The sequence below is a fragment of the Martelella radicis genome, assembly GCF_014196625.1.
In the GTDB taxonomy this organism is placed as follows: domain Bacteria; phylum Pseudomonadota; class Alphaproteobacteria; order Rhizobiales; family Rhizobiaceae; genus Martelella; species Martelella radicis.
The window spans coordinates 124,146-139,503 of the sequence record NZ_JACIDZ010000002.1 but is presented as its reverse complement, the minus strand read 5'-3'; the positions used below and the strand labels follow the sequence as shown (position 1 = coordinate 139,503).

At 61.5% G+C, this 15,358-nt stretch carries 13 protein-coding genes and 1 riboswitch; of the genes, 8 read left to right on the top strand and 5 right to left on the bottom strand.

Going from position 1 to position 15,358, the window contains the following annotated elements; translation table 11 throughout:
• Nucleotide 1 precedes the first annotated feature (1 nt).
• Nucleotides 2-1,156 carry a Gfo/Idh/MocA family protein gene (locus GGR30_RS04190; RefSeq protein WP_183482886.1) on the bottom strand — a complete coding sequence of 385 codons (1,155 nt, stop codon included), beginning with the start codon at nt 1,154-1,156 and terminating at the stop codon, nt 2-4.
• 221 nt (nt 1,157-1,377) lie between these two features.
• Here GGR30_RS04190 and GGR30_RS04185 point away from each other — a divergent pair, with 221 nt between their 5' ends.
• Nucleotides 1,378-1,911, top strand: a complete 534-nt coding sequence (locus GGR30_RS04185) for a hypothetical protein (RefSeq protein WP_183482884.1) — start codon at nt 1,378-1,380, stop codon at nt 1,909-1,911.
• A gap of 49 nt (nt 1,912-1,960) precedes the next feature.
• On the opposite strand, the gene GGR30_RS04180 is transcribed toward GGR30_RS04185, so the two are convergent.
• The 3 genes from GGR30_RS04180 to GGR30_RS04170 form a co-directional block, all read right to left on the bottom strand.
• Nucleotides 1,961-3,763: an adenine deaminase gene (locus GGR30_RS04180; RefSeq protein ID WP_183482882.1), complete on the bottom strand. Its 1,803-nt coding sequence runs from the start codon at nt 3,761-3,763 to the stop codon at nt 1,961-1,963.
• 145 nt (nt 3,764-3,908) lie between these two features.
• Nucleotides 3,909-4,520: a DsbA family protein gene (locus GGR30_RS04175; protein WP_183482880.1), complete on the bottom strand. Its 612-nt coding sequence runs from the start codon at nt 4,518-4,520 to the stop codon at nt 3,909-3,911.
• 125 nt (nt 4,521-4,645) lie between these two features.
• The gene (locus GGR30_RS04170; protein ID WP_183482878.1) at nt 4,646-5,455 is read right to left on the bottom strand and encodes a DsbA family protein; all 810 of its coding nucleotides are present in this window, start codon (nt 5,453-5,455) and stop codon (nt 4,646-4,648) included.
• A 52-nt stretch (nt 5,456-5,507) separates the two neighbouring features.
• Between GGR30_RS04170 and GGR30_RS04165 the strand changes: the two genes are divergently transcribed.
• The 7 genes from GGR30_RS04165 to GGR30_RS04135 all read left to right on the top strand — a co-directional run bounded on the left by GGR30_RS04165 (nt 5,508) and on the right by GGR30_RS04135 (nt 12,674).
• A complete protein-coding gene (locus GGR30_RS04165) occupies nt 5,508-5,984 on the top strand; it encodes a DUF3830 family protein (protein WP_183482876.1) in 477 nt (158 codons plus the stop codon).
• Between the two features lie 35 nt (nt 5,985-6,019).
• Complete coding sequence (locus tag GGR30_RS04160; RefSeq protein WP_183482874.1) at nt 6,020-7,051, top strand: ABC transporter substrate-binding protein; 1,032 nt, start codon at nt 6,020-6,022, stop codon at nt 7,049-7,051.
• 357 nt (nt 7,052-7,408) lie between these two features.
• Entirely contained in the window at nt 7,409-8,236 is an 828-nt protein-coding gene (locus GGR30_RS04155) for an ABC transporter permease (protein ID WP_183482872.1), read from the top strand.
• Nucleotides 8,229-9,032, top strand: a complete 804-nt coding sequence (locus GGR30_RS04150; RefSeq protein WP_183482870.1) for an ABC transporter permease — start codon at nt 8,229-8,231, stop codon at nt 9,030-9,032. The genes GGR30_RS04155 and GGR30_RS04150 overlap by 8 nt, the downstream gene beginning before the upstream one ends.
• Before the next feature lie 10 nt (nt 9,033-9,042).
• A complete protein-coding gene (locus tag GGR30_RS04145) occupies nt 9,043-10,074 on the top strand; it encodes an ABC transporter ATP-binding protein (RefSeq protein WP_183482868.1) in 1,032 nt (343 codons plus the stop codon).
• A 195-nt stretch (nt 10,075-10,269) separates the two neighbouring features.
• Nucleotides 10,270-11,703: an aminobutyraldehyde dehydrogenase gene (locus tag GGR30_RS04140; protein WP_183482866.1), complete on the top strand. Its 1,434-nt coding sequence runs from the start codon at nt 10,270-10,272 to the stop codon at nt 11,701-11,703.
• A gap of 35 nt (nt 11,704-11,738) precedes the next feature.
• Nucleotides 11,739-12,674 (top strand): LysR family transcriptional regulator, encoded by a 936-nt coding sequence (locus tag GGR30_RS04135; protein WP_183482864.1) that lies wholly within the window; start codon nt 11,739-11,741, stop codon nt 12,672-12,674.
• Between the two features lie 25 nt (nt 12,675-12,699).
• Here the strand turns inward: GGR30_RS04135 and metE are convergent, their stop codons facing one another.
• On the bottom strand, nt 12,700-15,021 hold the full coding sequence (gene metE, locus GGR30_RS04130; protein WP_183482862.1) for a 5-methyltetrahydropteroyltriglutamate--homocysteine S-methyltransferase: 2,322 nt from the start codon (nt 15,019-15,021) through the stop codon (nt 12,700-12,702).
• 109 nt (nt 15,022-15,130) lie between these two features.
• A riboswitch (cobalamin riboswitch) is annotated at nt 15,131-15,352 on the bottom strand.
• Between the last annotated feature and the right edge of the window lie 6 nt (nt 15,353-15,358).

Below are 15,358 nucleotides of genomic sequence, written 5' to 3'. Positions count from 1 at the left end.
GTCAGATTCCCAGATCTTCAATGTCTACCCAGCGGCGCTCGCGCGCGCTCCTGTAGCCGGCCTCGGCAAGCTGCACGCCCTTGGCGCCTTCACTCAGCGTGTAGGCAAAGGGGGCATCTTCCAGCACATGGCGCAGGAACTGCTCCCATTGCACCTTGAAGCCGTTGTCGAAGACCGTGTTGTCCGGCACTTCCTGCCAGTCGTCGAAGAAGTTCATCTTCTGCGGCTCATCGGGGTTCCAGACCGGTTTCGGCGTGTTGGCGCGGTGCTGGCTGTAGCACTTGTGCAAGCCGGCCACGGCGGAACCATGGGTGCCGTCGATCTGGAAGGTCACGAGATCGTCGCGGCGCACGCGGGTGCACCAGCTGGAATTGATATGGGCGACGATATCGCCCTCGAGATGGAAGGTGGCATAGGCGGCGTCATCGGCCGTTGCCTGATATTCCTTGCCCTCTTCGTCATAGCGCGTCGGGATGTGGGTCGCGGTGGTGCAAGACACGGATTTCACCGGCGCCACCACATTGTCGAGCACATAGCGCCAGTGGCAGAGCATGTCGGAGACCATGCCGCCGCCGTCAGCTGCGCGATAGTTCCAGCTCGGCCGCTGGGCCGGCTGGTCCTCGCCGGTGAAGACCCAGTAGCCGAACTCGCCCTTGACCGAGAGGATCTTGCCGAAGAAGCCGTTGTCGCGCAGGCGCTTCAGCTTGATGAGGCCCGGCAGGTCCAGCTTGTCGTGGACGATGCCGTTCTTGACGCCCTTTTCCTTTGCGTAGCGCGCGATTGCGACCGCTTCTTCCAGGCCTTCGGAAACCGGCTTTTCGGAATAGACATGCTTGCCCGCATCGATCGCCTTTTTCAGCAGCGTCGGGCGCAGCTTGGTGGAGGCGGCATCAAAGAAGATGATGTTGTAGGGGTCGGCAAGGGCGGCATCGAGATCGGTGGTGTAGCGCTCGACGTTATGGCGGCGTGCCAGTTCCTCGATCTTTCCGGCGTTGCGCCCGACAATGATCGGGTCCGGCATCACCTTCGAGCCATCCTTCAGCCGAAGCCCACCCTGATCACGAATGGCCAGCACCGAACGAATGAGGTGCTGGTTCATGCCCATGCGGCCGGTAACACCGTGCATGATAATCCCGATACGATTGGTATCAGACATAGATTTCCTCCCATCAATCTGTTTATTACCTACCAGTTAGTAATAAGGCGGTCAAGGACGGCGAGAAGGAAAATGATGGTGTTGATAGAGAAGCGTTTCTACGAGCTTCGAGGTATTATCAAAGGGGGTAGAATGGGAGCGGCGCGAGTTGCGTCGAATGCTTCGCCGGATAATATCTGACGTGGTTTGGTTCGGTCGCCTGTTGTCAGTGAGAAAATCAGATGTCGAAAAACGCAGCCAATCGCAAAGAAGGTCTGTTAAGAGTGTCGCTGACTTTCGTTGCTGCCATGATTTGTATCAGCGCAGAAGCTCGATCGGAGCCGGTTGAACTTCCGGGCGGCTTCGAAATCGGCCGTTCGCTTGATGAAGCAAAGCACCATGCAAGCATGCAAGGCTGGCGACTCGTCCGGCTTTCTCCTGAATTGCCTGGTCAGTGGATCGTGGAAGGAAACGCCCACGGCAAGATAGGTCTATTTGTTTGCGGCCACGTCATTTCCGGTGTGCACAAGTATGCATCCGGGGATCTCGATGAATTCGCTAGAATTGTGATGGAGCTTCAGAGAACACACCGAAAAACTGAACCGGATATGCAGGTCGCGACATTCTTTGCCGGCGCGACTCGGATTTCGAATGTGGATGTGCGGTTTGCGGATTTGGATGGACTGAGTGTGAACGTGCAGTTGAGTAGCACGGATGGTCGACTGGGCATTAGCACCAACTATTTCAGGAAAGGTGAATGCCCGAATCCATCATGACCGTTTGACCTTGACGCTTTTGTCCCGCTGACTCGGTCAGGGCTCCCGCTCAAACCGTCTCGAACAGATCAATCACTTCCATCTCCGGCACCAGGACCAGTCCCTTGTCGGTCAGGCGGATTTCGGGAATGACGGAGAGCGGGATGAGGTTGAAGCCCATATAGGGGATGGCACAGCCTGCCTCCTCCCATTCGAGCTTCAGCACGCGCACGGCGTCGGCGACATCGTGGACGCGCTTGTCGGAGAGAAGGCCCGCGACCGGCAGTTCGACCATGGCGCGGACCTTGCCCTCATTGACCACACAGACGCCGCCCTGGCTCTCCTCGATCGCGCGAACAGCCACCTGCATGTCGGCCTCGTTGGTGCCGGCAACAATGATGTTGTGGCTGTCATGGCCGACGGATGATGCGACCGCGCCGCGCTTCAGCGAGAAATCGGACAGCAGGCCGTTGGCGACATTGCCGTCGGATTTGCCGTGGCGCTCGATCACCGAGACAAAGCAGAGGTCGTGCCGGTCGAAATGGTCCTGCCAGTCATTGGCCAGTTCGAGCTCGATCTTGTCGTGGATCAGCGTGATGCCGGGCAGTTCGGTGCGAATGCAATGGGCGACGACCCGCTCGGTCGGAAGATCTGGCGTCAGCTTGACCTCTTTCGGCAGCTTCACCGTGTGATAGGCGGCGTCGGGATAGCGGTAGCGCTCGGAAAGGGCCTCGTCGAGCAGCGATGTCACCTTCTCGTCTTCCACGACAAGCTCGCCGCCATACCAGGTGTTGACCGGCTTCAGCGTGTCGTCGAGCAGCACGATGTCGGCGCGCCTTCCGCCGCCAAGCCCGCCGATCTCGTCGCCCATGCCGAAGCGGGTGGCGCCGTGGAGCGAGCCCATCGACCAGGCCTGTTCCGGCTTCATGCCGGCCTTGACCGCCTGGCGCGTCACCCAGTCCTGGCCGAACATCAGGAGATCGTCGGCGTCGCGGTCGTCGGTGCAGACGGCAACGCGCTTGTGCGATGCGCCAAGTTCGGTGATCGCCTTGATCGCCTCGGGCAGAGAATGCCAGGGCGTCGTCGGCGGGCCGCCGCGCAGGAAGATCCACACACCGGCTTCGATCAGGTCATTGGCGATCTCGCGATCGATCGCCTCATGGGTGTCGGTGACGCCTGCAGCAGCGTAGGCCGCAACGAAATCGCGGCCATAGACATGACCGGAAACGGGACGGCCGCGCTTCAGTGATTCGGCAATGATGGCATGCGAGCGCTCGTCGCTCATGGCGACGGGCACGAAGTCCATCTTCTCGCCAAGCGCCACGGCTTCCGGCCAGCGGTCGAAGATCTTCGCGATCTTTTCCGGCGTCAGGTCGCCGCCGGCGGTTTCCATGTCGGGGCTGGTGGCGGGAACCGTGCTCGGAACGGTGAGAAAGATCGAAAGCGGCGCCTCGCGGGCGTCCTCCAGCATGGCTTCCACACCCTCGACATCCATGACGTTGCCGATCTCGTGGCTGTCGCAGAAAATCGTCGTGGTGCCGTTCAGGAGGGCTGCCTCGGCATAGGCGCAGGCCGTCACCATGCTGGATTCGATATGCAGATGCGGATCCACCAGGCCGGGCGCGATGATGCCGCCCTTGACGTCGTAGACATCTGCCGCCTTGCCAAGATAGGCGCCGGCCGGCTTCATCGCGGCGATGCGTCCACCGGAAATCCAGATCTCGCGGTCATCCAGCATCCGTTCCGAATAGGTCGATAGAACGCGCGCGCCGGTGATGACGAGATCGGGTTCCTCGCGTTCGAAGGCGACGTCGGCTAGCCGCCGCGTCATGTCCGAGAGTGGGGCGACGGAAAAACGGGTCAGCTTGCTCATGATGGGCCTTCGTGCTGGTCAAGGTGGCGCGCGGAGCGGACGGTTTCCGCCTCAAGGCGTTGTGATGCCGGAGGCTAACGGCAGGGCGGGATGCGGTCCAGATAATTCTTTAAAACCATGTTTCCGGCGAATTGCGGGCGAAGGCTCAACCCGCCGACCTTGCCTCGGCGATCGCCGATTCCAGCATGATCCTGTCGAGGATGCCCGGATAGACCATCCGGCCGATCACGTAAGACGGCGTGCCGTTGAACTGGAAGGCCTCGGCCTGATGGTAATTGCTGTCGAGCAGGGCGGAGATCTTTTGCTCATTTGCCTTCACCGCCTCTGCGATCGCGTCGAAATCAAGGCCCGCGCCGGTCAGAAGCGCCTCGATCCGCGCATGGGTCAGCCGGCCCTCGGCGGTCATAAGCGCATTGAGGGCGGTGTCATATCGGCCGAGCGCCGCCGCGCCCTGAACCGCCTGCGCCGCATAGACGGAGGCTTCGCCGAAGATTGGCCAGTCCTTCATCACCAGCTTCACATTGCCGTCCTTGGCAACAACATCGCGCACCATCGGGTAGTCGCGCTTGCAGTAGGTGCACTGGAAATCGAAATACTCGACCACGGTCACGTCGCCGTCAGGATTGCCGAGCACAGGCGCGTTGGGGTCGGCAAACACCTGCTGTGGCGTGGGTTCATGAGCCCGCGCCGCAAAGGGCATCACGGCGAGCCCGCCCGTCGCAAGCATGGCTTTCAAAACCGTGCGTCTCTTCGTCATGGCGCAGTCCTTTCGTCAATTGCGAACGATCATGTTCGGCCAGCGATGCGCGATCTGCAACCAACAAGCGCGTGATCGGCGTCATGGAACAGAGCGGGTTTCGGCCGGCCCTGACACGGGCCTGCTCAGACTCCGGCTGTTCGCACCTTTTCGATCGCCCGCAGAACTTCGCGTTTGTAGAGGGCGCCCGAATAGATCTGGTCGCCCATGAGGAAGGTCGGCGTGCCCTTCAGCCGCAGGCCGCGCGCCTGGTTGTCATTGCGTTGCAGCGCACTGCCGATCTCCGTTCGATATGCGTTGATCGTCTCCGCCAGGGTCGCCTCGTCGATACCGGCGCGGCGAGATAGAAGGGCATCCGTCTTGCGTTGCGAAAGCCGCCCGGAACTGCGCATCAATGCGTCGTGGGCGGCCCGATAGCGACCGAGTTTGGCGGCGGCGGCGACCGCCGTCGCGGCATAGACGGAATCGGGCCCGAAAACGGTCCAGTCCTTCATCACCAGCCGGATATTGCCGTCTTCGGCAACAACGCGATGAAGCATCTTGTACATCTCGCGACAATAGCCGCATTGATAATCGAAAAACTCGACGATGGTGACATCCCCGTGCGGATTGCCGAAGGCGGGCACGAGATCGTAATCGAAGGCGGCGGTCGGGATGGTTGCTGCGGCATTCGCGCGGTCGGCGCCGAACAGCGGCGCCGCGCCGAGCGCCAGCATCGCCTTGAGAAGGCTGCGTCTGTTATGCATGATGTTCTGTTTTCGCTTGTGATAATGCGCCCGGCGAAATACCGCGCGGTGTGTTGGATCCACTTTTTTGGGATGGCGCTTCAATAACGATGTCAGCAAGACGGCGGATCGGGTTCGGGCGCTAAATTTTCGAAAATTGAAAAACGATAAAAAAAATCTATCGAAACATGAGAAATTGAAATTGGACATGGACAGCGTTGTTCCGCTTCATTCACCATAAGAAAATGAAGGGAGCGATCAGGTGACCGACAAGAAACTCTATCTCAAATTCATCGACGCCAACGTGCAGGGCATAATTTCTCTTTATTGGGAAAATGCGCCCGAGACCTGCGCGGCAATCTGGGGGGCGCTCGAAAAGCCGATCCAGTGGCCGGCGACGCATGCCATGTTCGCAGGTCCCGAGATCATGATGGGCCTGCCGGAAGAAGCGCGCAACTTCGACCCGACGAAACTCCCGCCGGAAAACCAGACGATTCTGCCGGAGCCCGGCGAAATGCTGTGGTTCTATCAGCCCAAGAATTTCTTCAAGGACGATCCTTCGGAATTCTGGGAACTTGGCATGTTCTATGGAAAAGGCGGCCGCACCTTCGGTCCGACCGGCTGGATATCCTGCACCTATATCGGAAAAATGACTGAAAACCTTGATGCGGTTGCCGAGCAGTGCAAACTCATCCGCGTCGAGGGCGCAAAGCGGGTGGAGGTTGGCCGTCTGGCCTGAGCCACCCGAAACCATAAAAAGAGGAAGGGAATAGCATGAAACGCGTAACCACATTGCTGGCGACTGTGTCAGTTCTCGCCGCCTCGCAGGCTCCCGCCTTCGCGGCGGAGATCGCCATCAACTCCTTCGGCGGCGCCTATGAGGAGGCTCACCGCAAATGCGTCATCGAGCCGTTCACGACAGAAACCGGCGCGGATGTGAAGATCGTCACCGCCTATTCGGCCGACGCCTTCGCCCAGCTTCGCGCCCAGAAGGACGCGCCGCAGTTCGACGTCATCCATTTCTCCGGCGGTCAGGAGATCGTCGGCGCTGCGGAAGGGCTTCTTGCTCCGATCGATCCGTCGAAGCTTTCGAACGCCGCCGACCTCTACCCCTTCGCCGGCGCCAACATGGAAAAGGGCGAAGGCCCGGCCTACCAGATCGCGGCCATCGGCCTGCTTTACAATAGCGACGAGCTTTCCGAGGCACCGGCGAACTGGGCAGACCTGACCAAGCCGGAAATGGCCGAGGGCCTGGTGCTGACCGACATCTCCAACACCTATGGCCTGTTCGGCTTCCTGATGCTGAACCAGGTTGCCGGCGGCGATCTCGACAATATCGAGCCGGGTCTCGAGGCGGTAAAATCGATGCTTGAAAACGGCGCCTATGTCGTCTCCAAGTCGCCGGAAATCCAGCAGTCCTTCGCGCAGGGCGGCGCGTTCATTGCTCCCTACGCCTCGGATTATGCCTATACGCTGAGAAAGGCCGGTCTGCCGGTCAAGTTCCAGCAGGGCGCGGAAGGCACGCCGGCAAGCTACATCACCACCAATCTGGTGGCGGGCCGCGACAATGAGGATCTGGCGCTGAAGTTCATCGATATCGAGCTCTCGCCAGAGGCCCAGGCCTGCTTTGCCGAGGCGCTGCGCTACACGCCGACCAATTCCAAGACCGAACTGCCGGAAGAGGTCGCCGCCGACGTCGCTTACGGCGAGGAAGGTGTGAAGAGCCTTCTGCGTTTCGATCCGGCCGTGATCGAGGCAAACCGCGCCGACTGGGTCGTCGAGTGGAACAAGGCAATCGCCCAATAATACGGGGTGCGCCCGCGCCCCGCATTCCGGACCCCACCGGAATGCGGGGCGATCAAATCGCGCGATGGCAAATCACAGCCGGATCCCGCGAAGAGCCGATCTCCCATGTTTAAGAAGGGAGTTTCGGAGTGACGACAAACCGGTTTGCAATCACGCGCAATGCGCTCATCCTCTGTCCGTCACCCCGGACTTGATCCGGGGTTAAGGGCTGTGGAACGCCTTGCATGCAACGAGTTTATTTTTGATAGTCCTCGATATCTGGCCCTTTATGCCGGGTCAGGCCCGGCATGACGGACGTGCCTGTGGACCCTCGTCAACAAACTGATTGCCGCAGCATCAAAGTCGAGAGGAAGTTGGATGAAGACCGACCGTGCAGAAAACGCGCTTCTGGTTTCGCCGGGGCTCTTGCTGCTGGCGCTTGCCTTCTTCCTGCCCATTGCCCGCATGCTGGGGCTTTCGGTGATGGCGAAAGAGGGGGGCTTCACGCTTGACCACTTCGTCCAGTTCCTGAGCGAACCCTATTATCTCGGCGTCTTGTGGCGCACGATCCGGCTTTCTTTCATCATCACCGTCATTTCCGCCCTGATCGGCTTTCCGCTCGCCTACATCATGGCGCGCTCCGGCCCGCGTGCGCGTCTGTGGCTGATCATCGTCATCCTGCTGCCGCTGATGACCAGCGTCGTCATCCGCACCTTCGGCTGGATGGTGATCTTCGAGCGCGGCGGCATCATCTCCAGCACGCTTTATGATCTCGGGCTGGTAAAGCGCAATTTCACCTTGATGCGCACCGAAACCGCGATCGTCATCGGCATGGTCCAGGTGCTGCTGCCCTTCATGACGCTGTCGATCCTCGGCGTCATCACCCGCATCGACCAGCGGCTGGAAGAAGCCGCGCGCACCATGGGCTGCAATTTCCTCCAGTCCTTCCGCCATGTCGTGCTGCCGCTTTCCATGCCGGGGATCGCCGCCGGATCGCTGCTTGCCTTCACGCTGTCGGCAAGCTCCTTTGTAACCCCCAGCCTGCTTGGTGGTCCGAGGCTTCAGGTTCTTGCCTCCTCGATCTATTCATCGGTGACGCAGACGCTCGACTGGCATTTCGCCGCCGCCCAGGCGGTCATCCTGTTCCTCGGCATCGCGCTCACCCTCATTCCCTATTTCAGGCTCACGGGAGGTCGGCATGGTTAAGGCGGTTCCGCTCTGGCTGAAGATTGCGACCTATGTCTTCATCGCACTGATCGTCGTGCTGATGCTCGCGCCGCTTGTCGTGGTGGTCGGTACGTCCTTTTCGGCCAATCAGTTCATTGCCTTCCCGCCGAAGGGATTTTCGCTGGAATGGTATCAGAAGGTATTGTCGTCGGATGCCTATCTCGGATCGGCGGGCCTCAGCCTGGCGATCGCGCTTCTGGTCACGCTTTCCTCCGTTATCGTCGGCGGTGCGGCGGCGATTGCGATCCACCGGCGGCAATTGCCGAAATCGGAGCTTCTCGGCGCGCTGTTCCTGTCGCCGCTGATCCTGCCGACAATCATTTATGCCATCGGCCTCCTGATGTTCTGGAGCGCCACCTTCGGCCGCGTCTCCTTCGTCACGCTGTGGATCGGGCATACGGCGATCACGTTGCCCTATGTGGTGCGCACCACGCTTGCCGTGCTGACGGAATCCGACCCCTTCATCGAGGAGGCGGCCCGCACCATGGGCGCGGGACGCCTGCAGCGGCTGTTCTTCGTGGTGCTGCCGCAATGCCGGCCGGGCCTTGCCGCCGGCGCCTTCTTCGCCTTCAACATCTCCTTTGACGAGGCGGTGCTGTCGCTGTTCTTGAGAACACCCGATCTCACCACGCTGCCGGTGCAGATCTACGGCCAGCTCGAATTCAGCCCCGACCCTTCCGTCGCCGCAGTCTCCACGATCATGATCGCGCTCACCGTTCTGCTCATTCTCGTGATCGACCGCGTTCTCGGGATCGGCAAATTCGCGAGCGCATAGGAATAAAATCATGTCAGACATTCATCTCGACCAGATCAGAAAATCCTATGGCCCCGTGGAAGTGCTGCACGGCATCGACCTTCAGCTTGCCTCCGGGGAATTCGTCAGCCTTCTGGGCGCTTCGGGTTGCGGCAAGACCACGCTGTTGCGCACCGTGGCGGGCCTTGAGGCCGCGACCGCCGGGCGGGTGGTCATCGACAATCAGGATGTCACCAACCTGCCGCCGGAACGGCGCGACATCGCGATGATGTTCCAGTCCTATGCGCTGCTGCCGCATCTCTCCGTCTATGAGAATGTCCGCTTTCCCCTGCGCATGCGCCGCATCGGCACGCGGGCCGAACAGGACCAGCGGGTGAAGGACGCGCTGGAGACCGTGCAATTGCCGCATCTGTCCGACCGTTACCCGCGCCAGCTTTCCGGCGGCCAGCAGCAGCGCGTCGCCCTTGCCCGCGCCATCGTGTCAAACCCGAAAGTACTGCTGCTCGACGAGCCGCTCTCCAATCTCGATGCGCGCCTTCGCGAGGACATGCAGGTGGAACTGATCGAGATCCACCGCCGTCTCGGCCTGACGACGCTGTTCGTCACCCACGACCAGGAGGAGGCGCTCAGTCTTTCCGACCGCGTGGTGCTGCTGAACGCCGGCAAGGTGGAGCAGGAAGGCGCGCCGGAGGCAATCTATGCCGAACCGGCTACCGAATTCGTCTCCGGCTTCATCGGCTCGGCTAATATCCTGCCGGCGAAGATCGAGGCGGGCGCGGCTGTGCTGGAGGACGGACAGCGCCTCGACCTGCCGATGTCCGACAGGCCGGATGGCCCCGTCTCCGTTGCGCTCCGGCAGGAAGACCTCGGCGTCGCCGCCGATGGCGCCGGCCTGAAGGCAGAGGTCAAGACCCGCGTCTATCTCGGCGGACGCAACCGGTACGTCCTGTCGCTTGCCGGCCAGACCATCCGCATGCTGACGGCAAACGAGGTCGTGCTCAAGCCGGGCGAAGAGGTGGCGCTTGCCATCGCCGCAGACCGCATCCGCATTCTTGATCGCTAGTGGAATGAATTTGACATTTGATTCCCGTCTCAGCGAGCGCATACATCAAATGTCAAATTCGAAAATTCCACTAGAAACATAAACTTGCTAGTGGTCCTGTTGATTCCAACATTTGGCACCGAGGTCGCTGAAACGGGAACCAAATGTTGGAATCGGACCACTAGAACGCCTGAATTCAACCGAAGGAAGATCCCCATGTCGGATTTCGAGACGCGACTTTTCATCAATGGCCGGTTCGAGGCGGGCGAGGGCAGCCCTGAAACCGCGTTCGAGCCCGCAACCGGCAGGAAGCTCGCTGATGTCGCTTCGGCCAGCGAAGCGCAGGTGAACCGCGCCGTCGAAGCCGCCGACGCCGCGCGAACCGGTTTTGCGCTGACTACGCCGAAGGAGCGGGCCGCCGCCCTCAATGCGATTGCCGACAAGGTCGAGGGCAATGCGGATCTCGCGGCAATCGAATCCGTCAATGCCGGCAAGCCGCTGCGTTTTGTCGTTGCCGGCGAGCTTGCCAATGTGGCCGATGTCTTCCGCTTCTTCGCCTCCGCCATTCGCAACATGCCGGCAACGGCCGGCGGTCACTATCGTTCCCCTTCGATGATGAGCGTGATGCGGCGCGATCCGGTTGGCGTGATTGCCCAGATCGCACCGTGGAACTATCCGCTGCTGATGGCGGCGTGGAAGATCGCGCCGGCCGTGGCGGCCGGCAATACGGTGGTGATCAAGCCATCCGAGCACACGCCCCTCAGCCTGCTGAAGCTTGCCGAGATCATCGGCGATCTTCTGCCGCCGGGCGTCGTCAATGTCGTGCTCGGCAACGGGCTTGCCGTCGGCCAGAAGCTGATCTCGCACGATCTGGTGCGGATGATTTCGCTCACCGGCGATGTGCGCACCGGCCGCGCGGTGCTGCAGGCTGCCGCCGGTCCGATGATCAAACGCACCCATCTGGAGCTTGGCGGCAAGGCGCCGGTCATCGTGGCTGATGATGCCGATCTGGAAAAGCTTGTCGCCACGCTGCGCGAGGCGAGTTTCTACAATGCCGGGCAGGACTGCACCGCCGCCTGCCGCATTCTCGTCGAGCGGTCGCGCTCCGATGAGTTGAAAGAGCGTCTCGTCGCCATGATCGGCGATCTCACCTATGGCGCGCCGGAACGCGACGATGTCGAATTCGGCCCCGTCATCACCGCCCGCCATCGCGACCGCATCGCCGGTTTCGTCGAGCGCGCGCAAGCCGATGGCGGCACGGTGCTTGCCGGCGGCAAGGCGCCGGAAGGCGAAGGCTATTTCTTTGAGCCGACGCTGGTGGAAGCGCGCGCCGAAGCCGAGATCGTGCAGAAGGAAGTCTTTGGCCCGGTGATCTCGCTCACAAGCATCGCCGACGAGAGGGAAGCGCTCGCCATCGCCAATGCGTCCGAATACGGGCTCGCCTCCTCCGTCTGGTCGAAGGACAGCGCACGCGCGGCGCGCATTGCCGGCGCGCTCGAATACGGCGTCACCTGGATCAATACCCACGGCGTCTTCGCCACCGAGATGCCCCATGGCGGCATGAAGAATTCCGGCTATGGCTCGGACCTCTCCATGCAGTCGCTTCTCGACTATACCCAGGTCCGCCATGTGATGACGGCGCTCGACTGAGCCAGATTGTCTGCTGCAAGGGAGGCTGGTAAAAGATGCCCATGCGCATCATCGACATGGCCACCTTTGTTGCCCTGGCACGCAACCGGCATTTCGGCCGGACGGCGCAGGAGCTCAACACCACGCAGCCGGCCATTTCCTCGCGTCTTGCCATTCTGGAGCGCGAATATGCCTGCCGGCTGGTGGAGCGCGGTGACCGCGAATTCCGCCTGACGCCCGCCGGCGAAGAGGCGCTGATGGTGTTTCAGGAGGTGCTGGAGAGGCTCAACACGCTGAAATCCGACCTCAAGGAAGGCGGCAGCGATGCAGCCTATACTGTCCGTATCGGCGCCATCGATTCCGTCGTCGCCACCTGGATGCCGGACTTCATCGAGGCGCTCAGCCATGCCATGCCCAATCTCAGGGTGGAACTGACCATAGAAGGCACGCGTGATCTGGTCGCCGGCCTGTCGCGCGGCGAGTTCGACCTGATCTTCGGCATCGAACCGGCGATCGGCGACACTTTCCGCTCCTTCATCGTCTGCTATTACGAGATGGTCTGGGCGGCGGCGCCCGCCGTGATCGATGAGAAGACCACCTACAGCGTCGATGAATTGTCGAACATGCCGATCATTACCTTTCCCAAGGGCACGCCGCCTTACGCCTATGTCGCGCCCTATTTTCAGGATGAGCGGGTTCTGGCTTCCAAGCTCACCAGTTCCAACTCGCTGTTCGCCATGATCAACCTTCTGATCGGCGGTTTCGGGGTCGCCGCCATCCCCTCGGTTGCCATTGCGCGCGAACTCGAAAACCGCCTGCTTTGCCGCGTCAGCGTTGCAAAGCCGTTTCCGCCCATGCCGATCGTGGCGAGCTACCAGACCGCCGTCGGCCAGAATATTCTGCGTGCCGTGGCGGAGGAGGCGCGCAAGAGCGCCGCGAGTTTCTGCGATAGTGCGGCATCCGAAAGCGCCTGGGTGCCGCCGGCGCCATGAAGCGCCGAGGGCTTTTCAGGCAGGCCTATCCCCGAAGGGCTTTGGCCGCCGCCACCATGTTCTTCAGCGCCGGTTTAACCTCTTCCCATCTGCGGGTCTTCAGCCCGCAATCGGGATTGATCCAGATCTGGCGGTCGTCGAGCCGTTTTCGGGCAAGATCCAGAAGCTCGGTCATCTCGGAGGTCGCGGGAATGCGGGGCGCGTGGATATCGTAGACGCCCGGCCCGATCTCGCTTGGATAGTCGAAGGCGGTGAAGGCATCGAGCAGTTCCATCTTCGAGCGCGAAGTCTCGATCGAGATCACATCGGCATCCATCGCCGCGATCGCCGCGATGATGTCGTTGAACTCCGAGTAGCACATATGGGTGTGGATCTGGGTCTCGTCCGAAACGCCGGAGGCCGAAAGCCGGAAGGCGTCGATCGCCCAGTCGAGATAAGACTTCCACTCGGATACCCGAAGCGGCAGACCCTCGCGCAGCGCCGCCTCGTCGATCTGGATGATCGCCGCGCCCGCCCGTTCGAGGTCTTGAACCTCATCGCGGATCGCCAGCGCGATCTGCCGGCATGTCTCGGCGCGGGGAATGTCGTCGCGCACGAAGGACCAGTTGAGGATGGTGACCGGCCCGGTCAGCATGCCCTTGATCGGCCTTTGCGTTTTCGCCTGGGCAAAGCGCCACCAGTCGATCGTCATCGGCTCGGGCCGGGAAACATCGCCGAAGATGATCGGCGGGCGCACATAGCGCGAGCCATAGCTTTGCACCCAGCCATGTCTGGTGAAGGCGAAGCCTGAGAGCTTCTCGCCGAAATACTGCACCATGTCATTGCGCTCGAATTCGCCGTGAACAAGGACATCAAGCCCGATTTCCTCCTGGAGCCGGATCGTCTTCTCCGTCTCGGCCTGAAGGAAACCGTCATAGGCCGCGCGGTCGAGATCGCCGCGATTGAAGGCGGCGCGGGCCTTGCGCACATCGCCCGTCTGCGGGAAAGAGCCGATCGTGGTGGTCGGAAACAACGGGAGGCCGAGCTTCTTCCGCTGCAGGGCGATGCGGTCGGCAAAGCCGCTCCTGCGGTTGCGGTCGGTCTCCTTGAGAGATGCAAGCCGGGCCGACACCGCCCTGTCGTGGACGCGGGAGGTCTCGGCGCGAGCGGCAAGGGCTTCGCTCGCCGATGACAGCGCATCGGAGACATTCGCCCCGGCAAGGCCGCCGGAAATCGTCGAGAGTTCACCAAGCTTCTGGACAGCAAAGGAAAGCCAGCCCTTCAACTCGGCATCGAGCTCGGTTTCAAGATCAACATCGATCGGCACATGGATCAGCGAGCAGGACGGGGCAATCTGAACCTTGTCCGCGCCTCTCGCATCGATGACTGGGCGCAGCCGTTCAAGAATTGCGGCAAGGTCTGCCCGCCAGATATTGCGGCCGTCGATCACGCCGAGCGAAAGCACCAGGTCCGCCGGGGCCTTCGCCAGGATGTCGGCAAGGGCATCGGGCGCACGCACGAGATCGAGATGCAGCCCTGCGACCGGGAGGCTGAGCGCCGTTTCGAGATTGTCGCCGAGGCTTCCGAAATAGCTGGCGAGCATCAGCTTGACGTCCGGCACGGCCGTGGCGATGGCATCGTAGGCTTCAACATAGGCGGCGCGCTCGCCTTCCGTCAGGTCGAGAGCCAGCGCCGGCTCGTCGACCTGCACCCAGATCGCGCCGGCTTGCTGAAGCCGGGAAAGCAGTTCGCCATAGACCGGCAGCAGACTTGAAAGCAGCGTCAGGGGCTCGAAATCGCCGCCCCTGGCCTTGGCAAGTTTCAGGAAGGTGACGGGGCCGAGGATGACCGGCCGCGTCTCGATTCCGAGCGCTTTTGCTTCGAGAAAGTGATCGACCGGTTTGGTCGAGGAGAGAGCGAAGGTCTGCTGCTGCGTGAGTTCCGGAACGAGGTAATGGTAGTTGGTGTCGAACCATTTGGTCATTTCCAGCGCGCGGACGTCGCGGCCATGGTCCGGATGATCGCAGCCGGCTTCCTCGCCGTCGGTCTGTGCGCCGCGCGCCATGGCGAAATAGACATCGAGTGCAACATCGTCGCCGGCCCAGCCGTATTCCGAAGGGATCGCGCCGACCATCACGGCGGTATCGAGCACGTGGTCATAGAGCGAAAAATCATTCGAGGGGATCACGTCGATCCCCTTGTCGCGTTGAAGAATCCAGTTCCTGCGCCGGAGATGCTCGGCCGTATCAAGAAGTTCGCCGGCGCCGGACTTGCCGGCCCAGAAGGATTCGAGCGCGAATTTCAGTTCGCGCCTGGCGCCGATGCGCGGAAAGCCGAGGCTTGCGACGGCAGGTTTGGTAACAGACATTTCATACCCCAAAATGCTGGGGGCATGGGCTGGCGGAAAGCATGGGAAAACACGCGCGGACAGGGCTGTCCGCACCGGATTCGCAGCACCACCGGGACACCCCGCCCGTGGACAGAAAGACGCCCTGGCAGGTCTCCTGGCTCGCGGGTCAATGCGCCCTTCCGTCTTCCCGGGTTTCCAGTGACGGTTTGGAAAGGCACTCACCGCTTACAGTTGCGGGGGCAGCTCCGGAATTGCCGCCGACGATAAGGACGGACAGCGCACCGGATTCCCTCTTAGCGCAGCCACGGGAGAAGATCCCGCGCCGCGAACCAAAGCAGGCACAGTGTCGTTGGGT

What these genes read in the sequence shown, in the direction of transcription:
- GGR30_RS04175 (WP_183482880.1), bottom strand. Translation starts at nt 4,520, where the DNA reads ATGACGAAGAGACGCACGGTTTTGAAAGCCATGCTTGCGACGGGCGGG.
- GGR30_RS04180 (WP_183482882.1), bottom strand. Translation starts at nt 3,763, where the DNA reads ATGAGCAAGCTGACCCGTTTTTCCGTCGCCCCACTCTCGGACATGACG.
- GGR30_RS04135 (WP_183482864.1), top strand. Translation starts at nt 11,739, where the DNA reads ATGCCCATGCGCATCATCGACATGGCCACCTTTGTTGCCCTGGCACGC.
- GGR30_RS04140 (WP_183482866.1), top strand. Translation starts at nt 10,270, where the DNA reads ATGTCGGATTTCGAGACGCGACTTTTCATCAATGGCCGGTTCGAGGCG.
- GGR30_RS04160 (WP_183482874.1), top strand. Translation starts at nt 6,020, where the DNA reads ATGAAACGCGTAACCACATTGCTGGCGACTGTGTCAGTTCTCGCCGCC.
- GGR30_RS04185 (WP_183482884.1), top strand. Translation starts at nt 1,378, where the DNA reads ATGTCGAAAAACGCAGCCAATCGCAAAGAAGGTCTGTTAAGAGTGTCG.
- GGR30_RS04145 (WP_183482868.1), top strand. Translation starts at nt 9,043, where the DNA reads ATGTCAGACATTCATCTCGACCAGATCAGAAAATCCTATGGCCCCGTG.
- GGR30_RS04170 (WP_183482878.1), bottom strand. Translation starts at nt 5,455, where the DNA reads ATGTCCAATTTCAATTTCTCATGTTTCGATAGATTTTTTTTATCGTTT.
- metE (WP_183482862.1), bottom strand. Translation starts at nt 15,021, where the DNA reads ATGTCTGTTACCAAACCTGCCGTCGCAAGCCTCGGCTTTCCGCGCATC.
- GGR30_RS04150 (WP_183482870.1), top strand. Translation starts at nt 8,229, where the DNA reads ATGGTTAAGGCGGTTCCGCTCTGGCTGAAGATTGCGACCTATGTCTTC.
- GGR30_RS04155 (WP_183482872.1), top strand. Translation starts at nt 7,409, where the DNA reads ATGAAGACCGACCGTGCAGAAAACGCGCTTCTGGTTTCGCCGGGGCTC.
- GGR30_RS04190 (WP_183482886.1), bottom strand. Translation starts at nt 1,156, where the DNA reads ATGTCTGATACCAATCGTATCGGGATTATCATGCACGGTGTTACCGGC.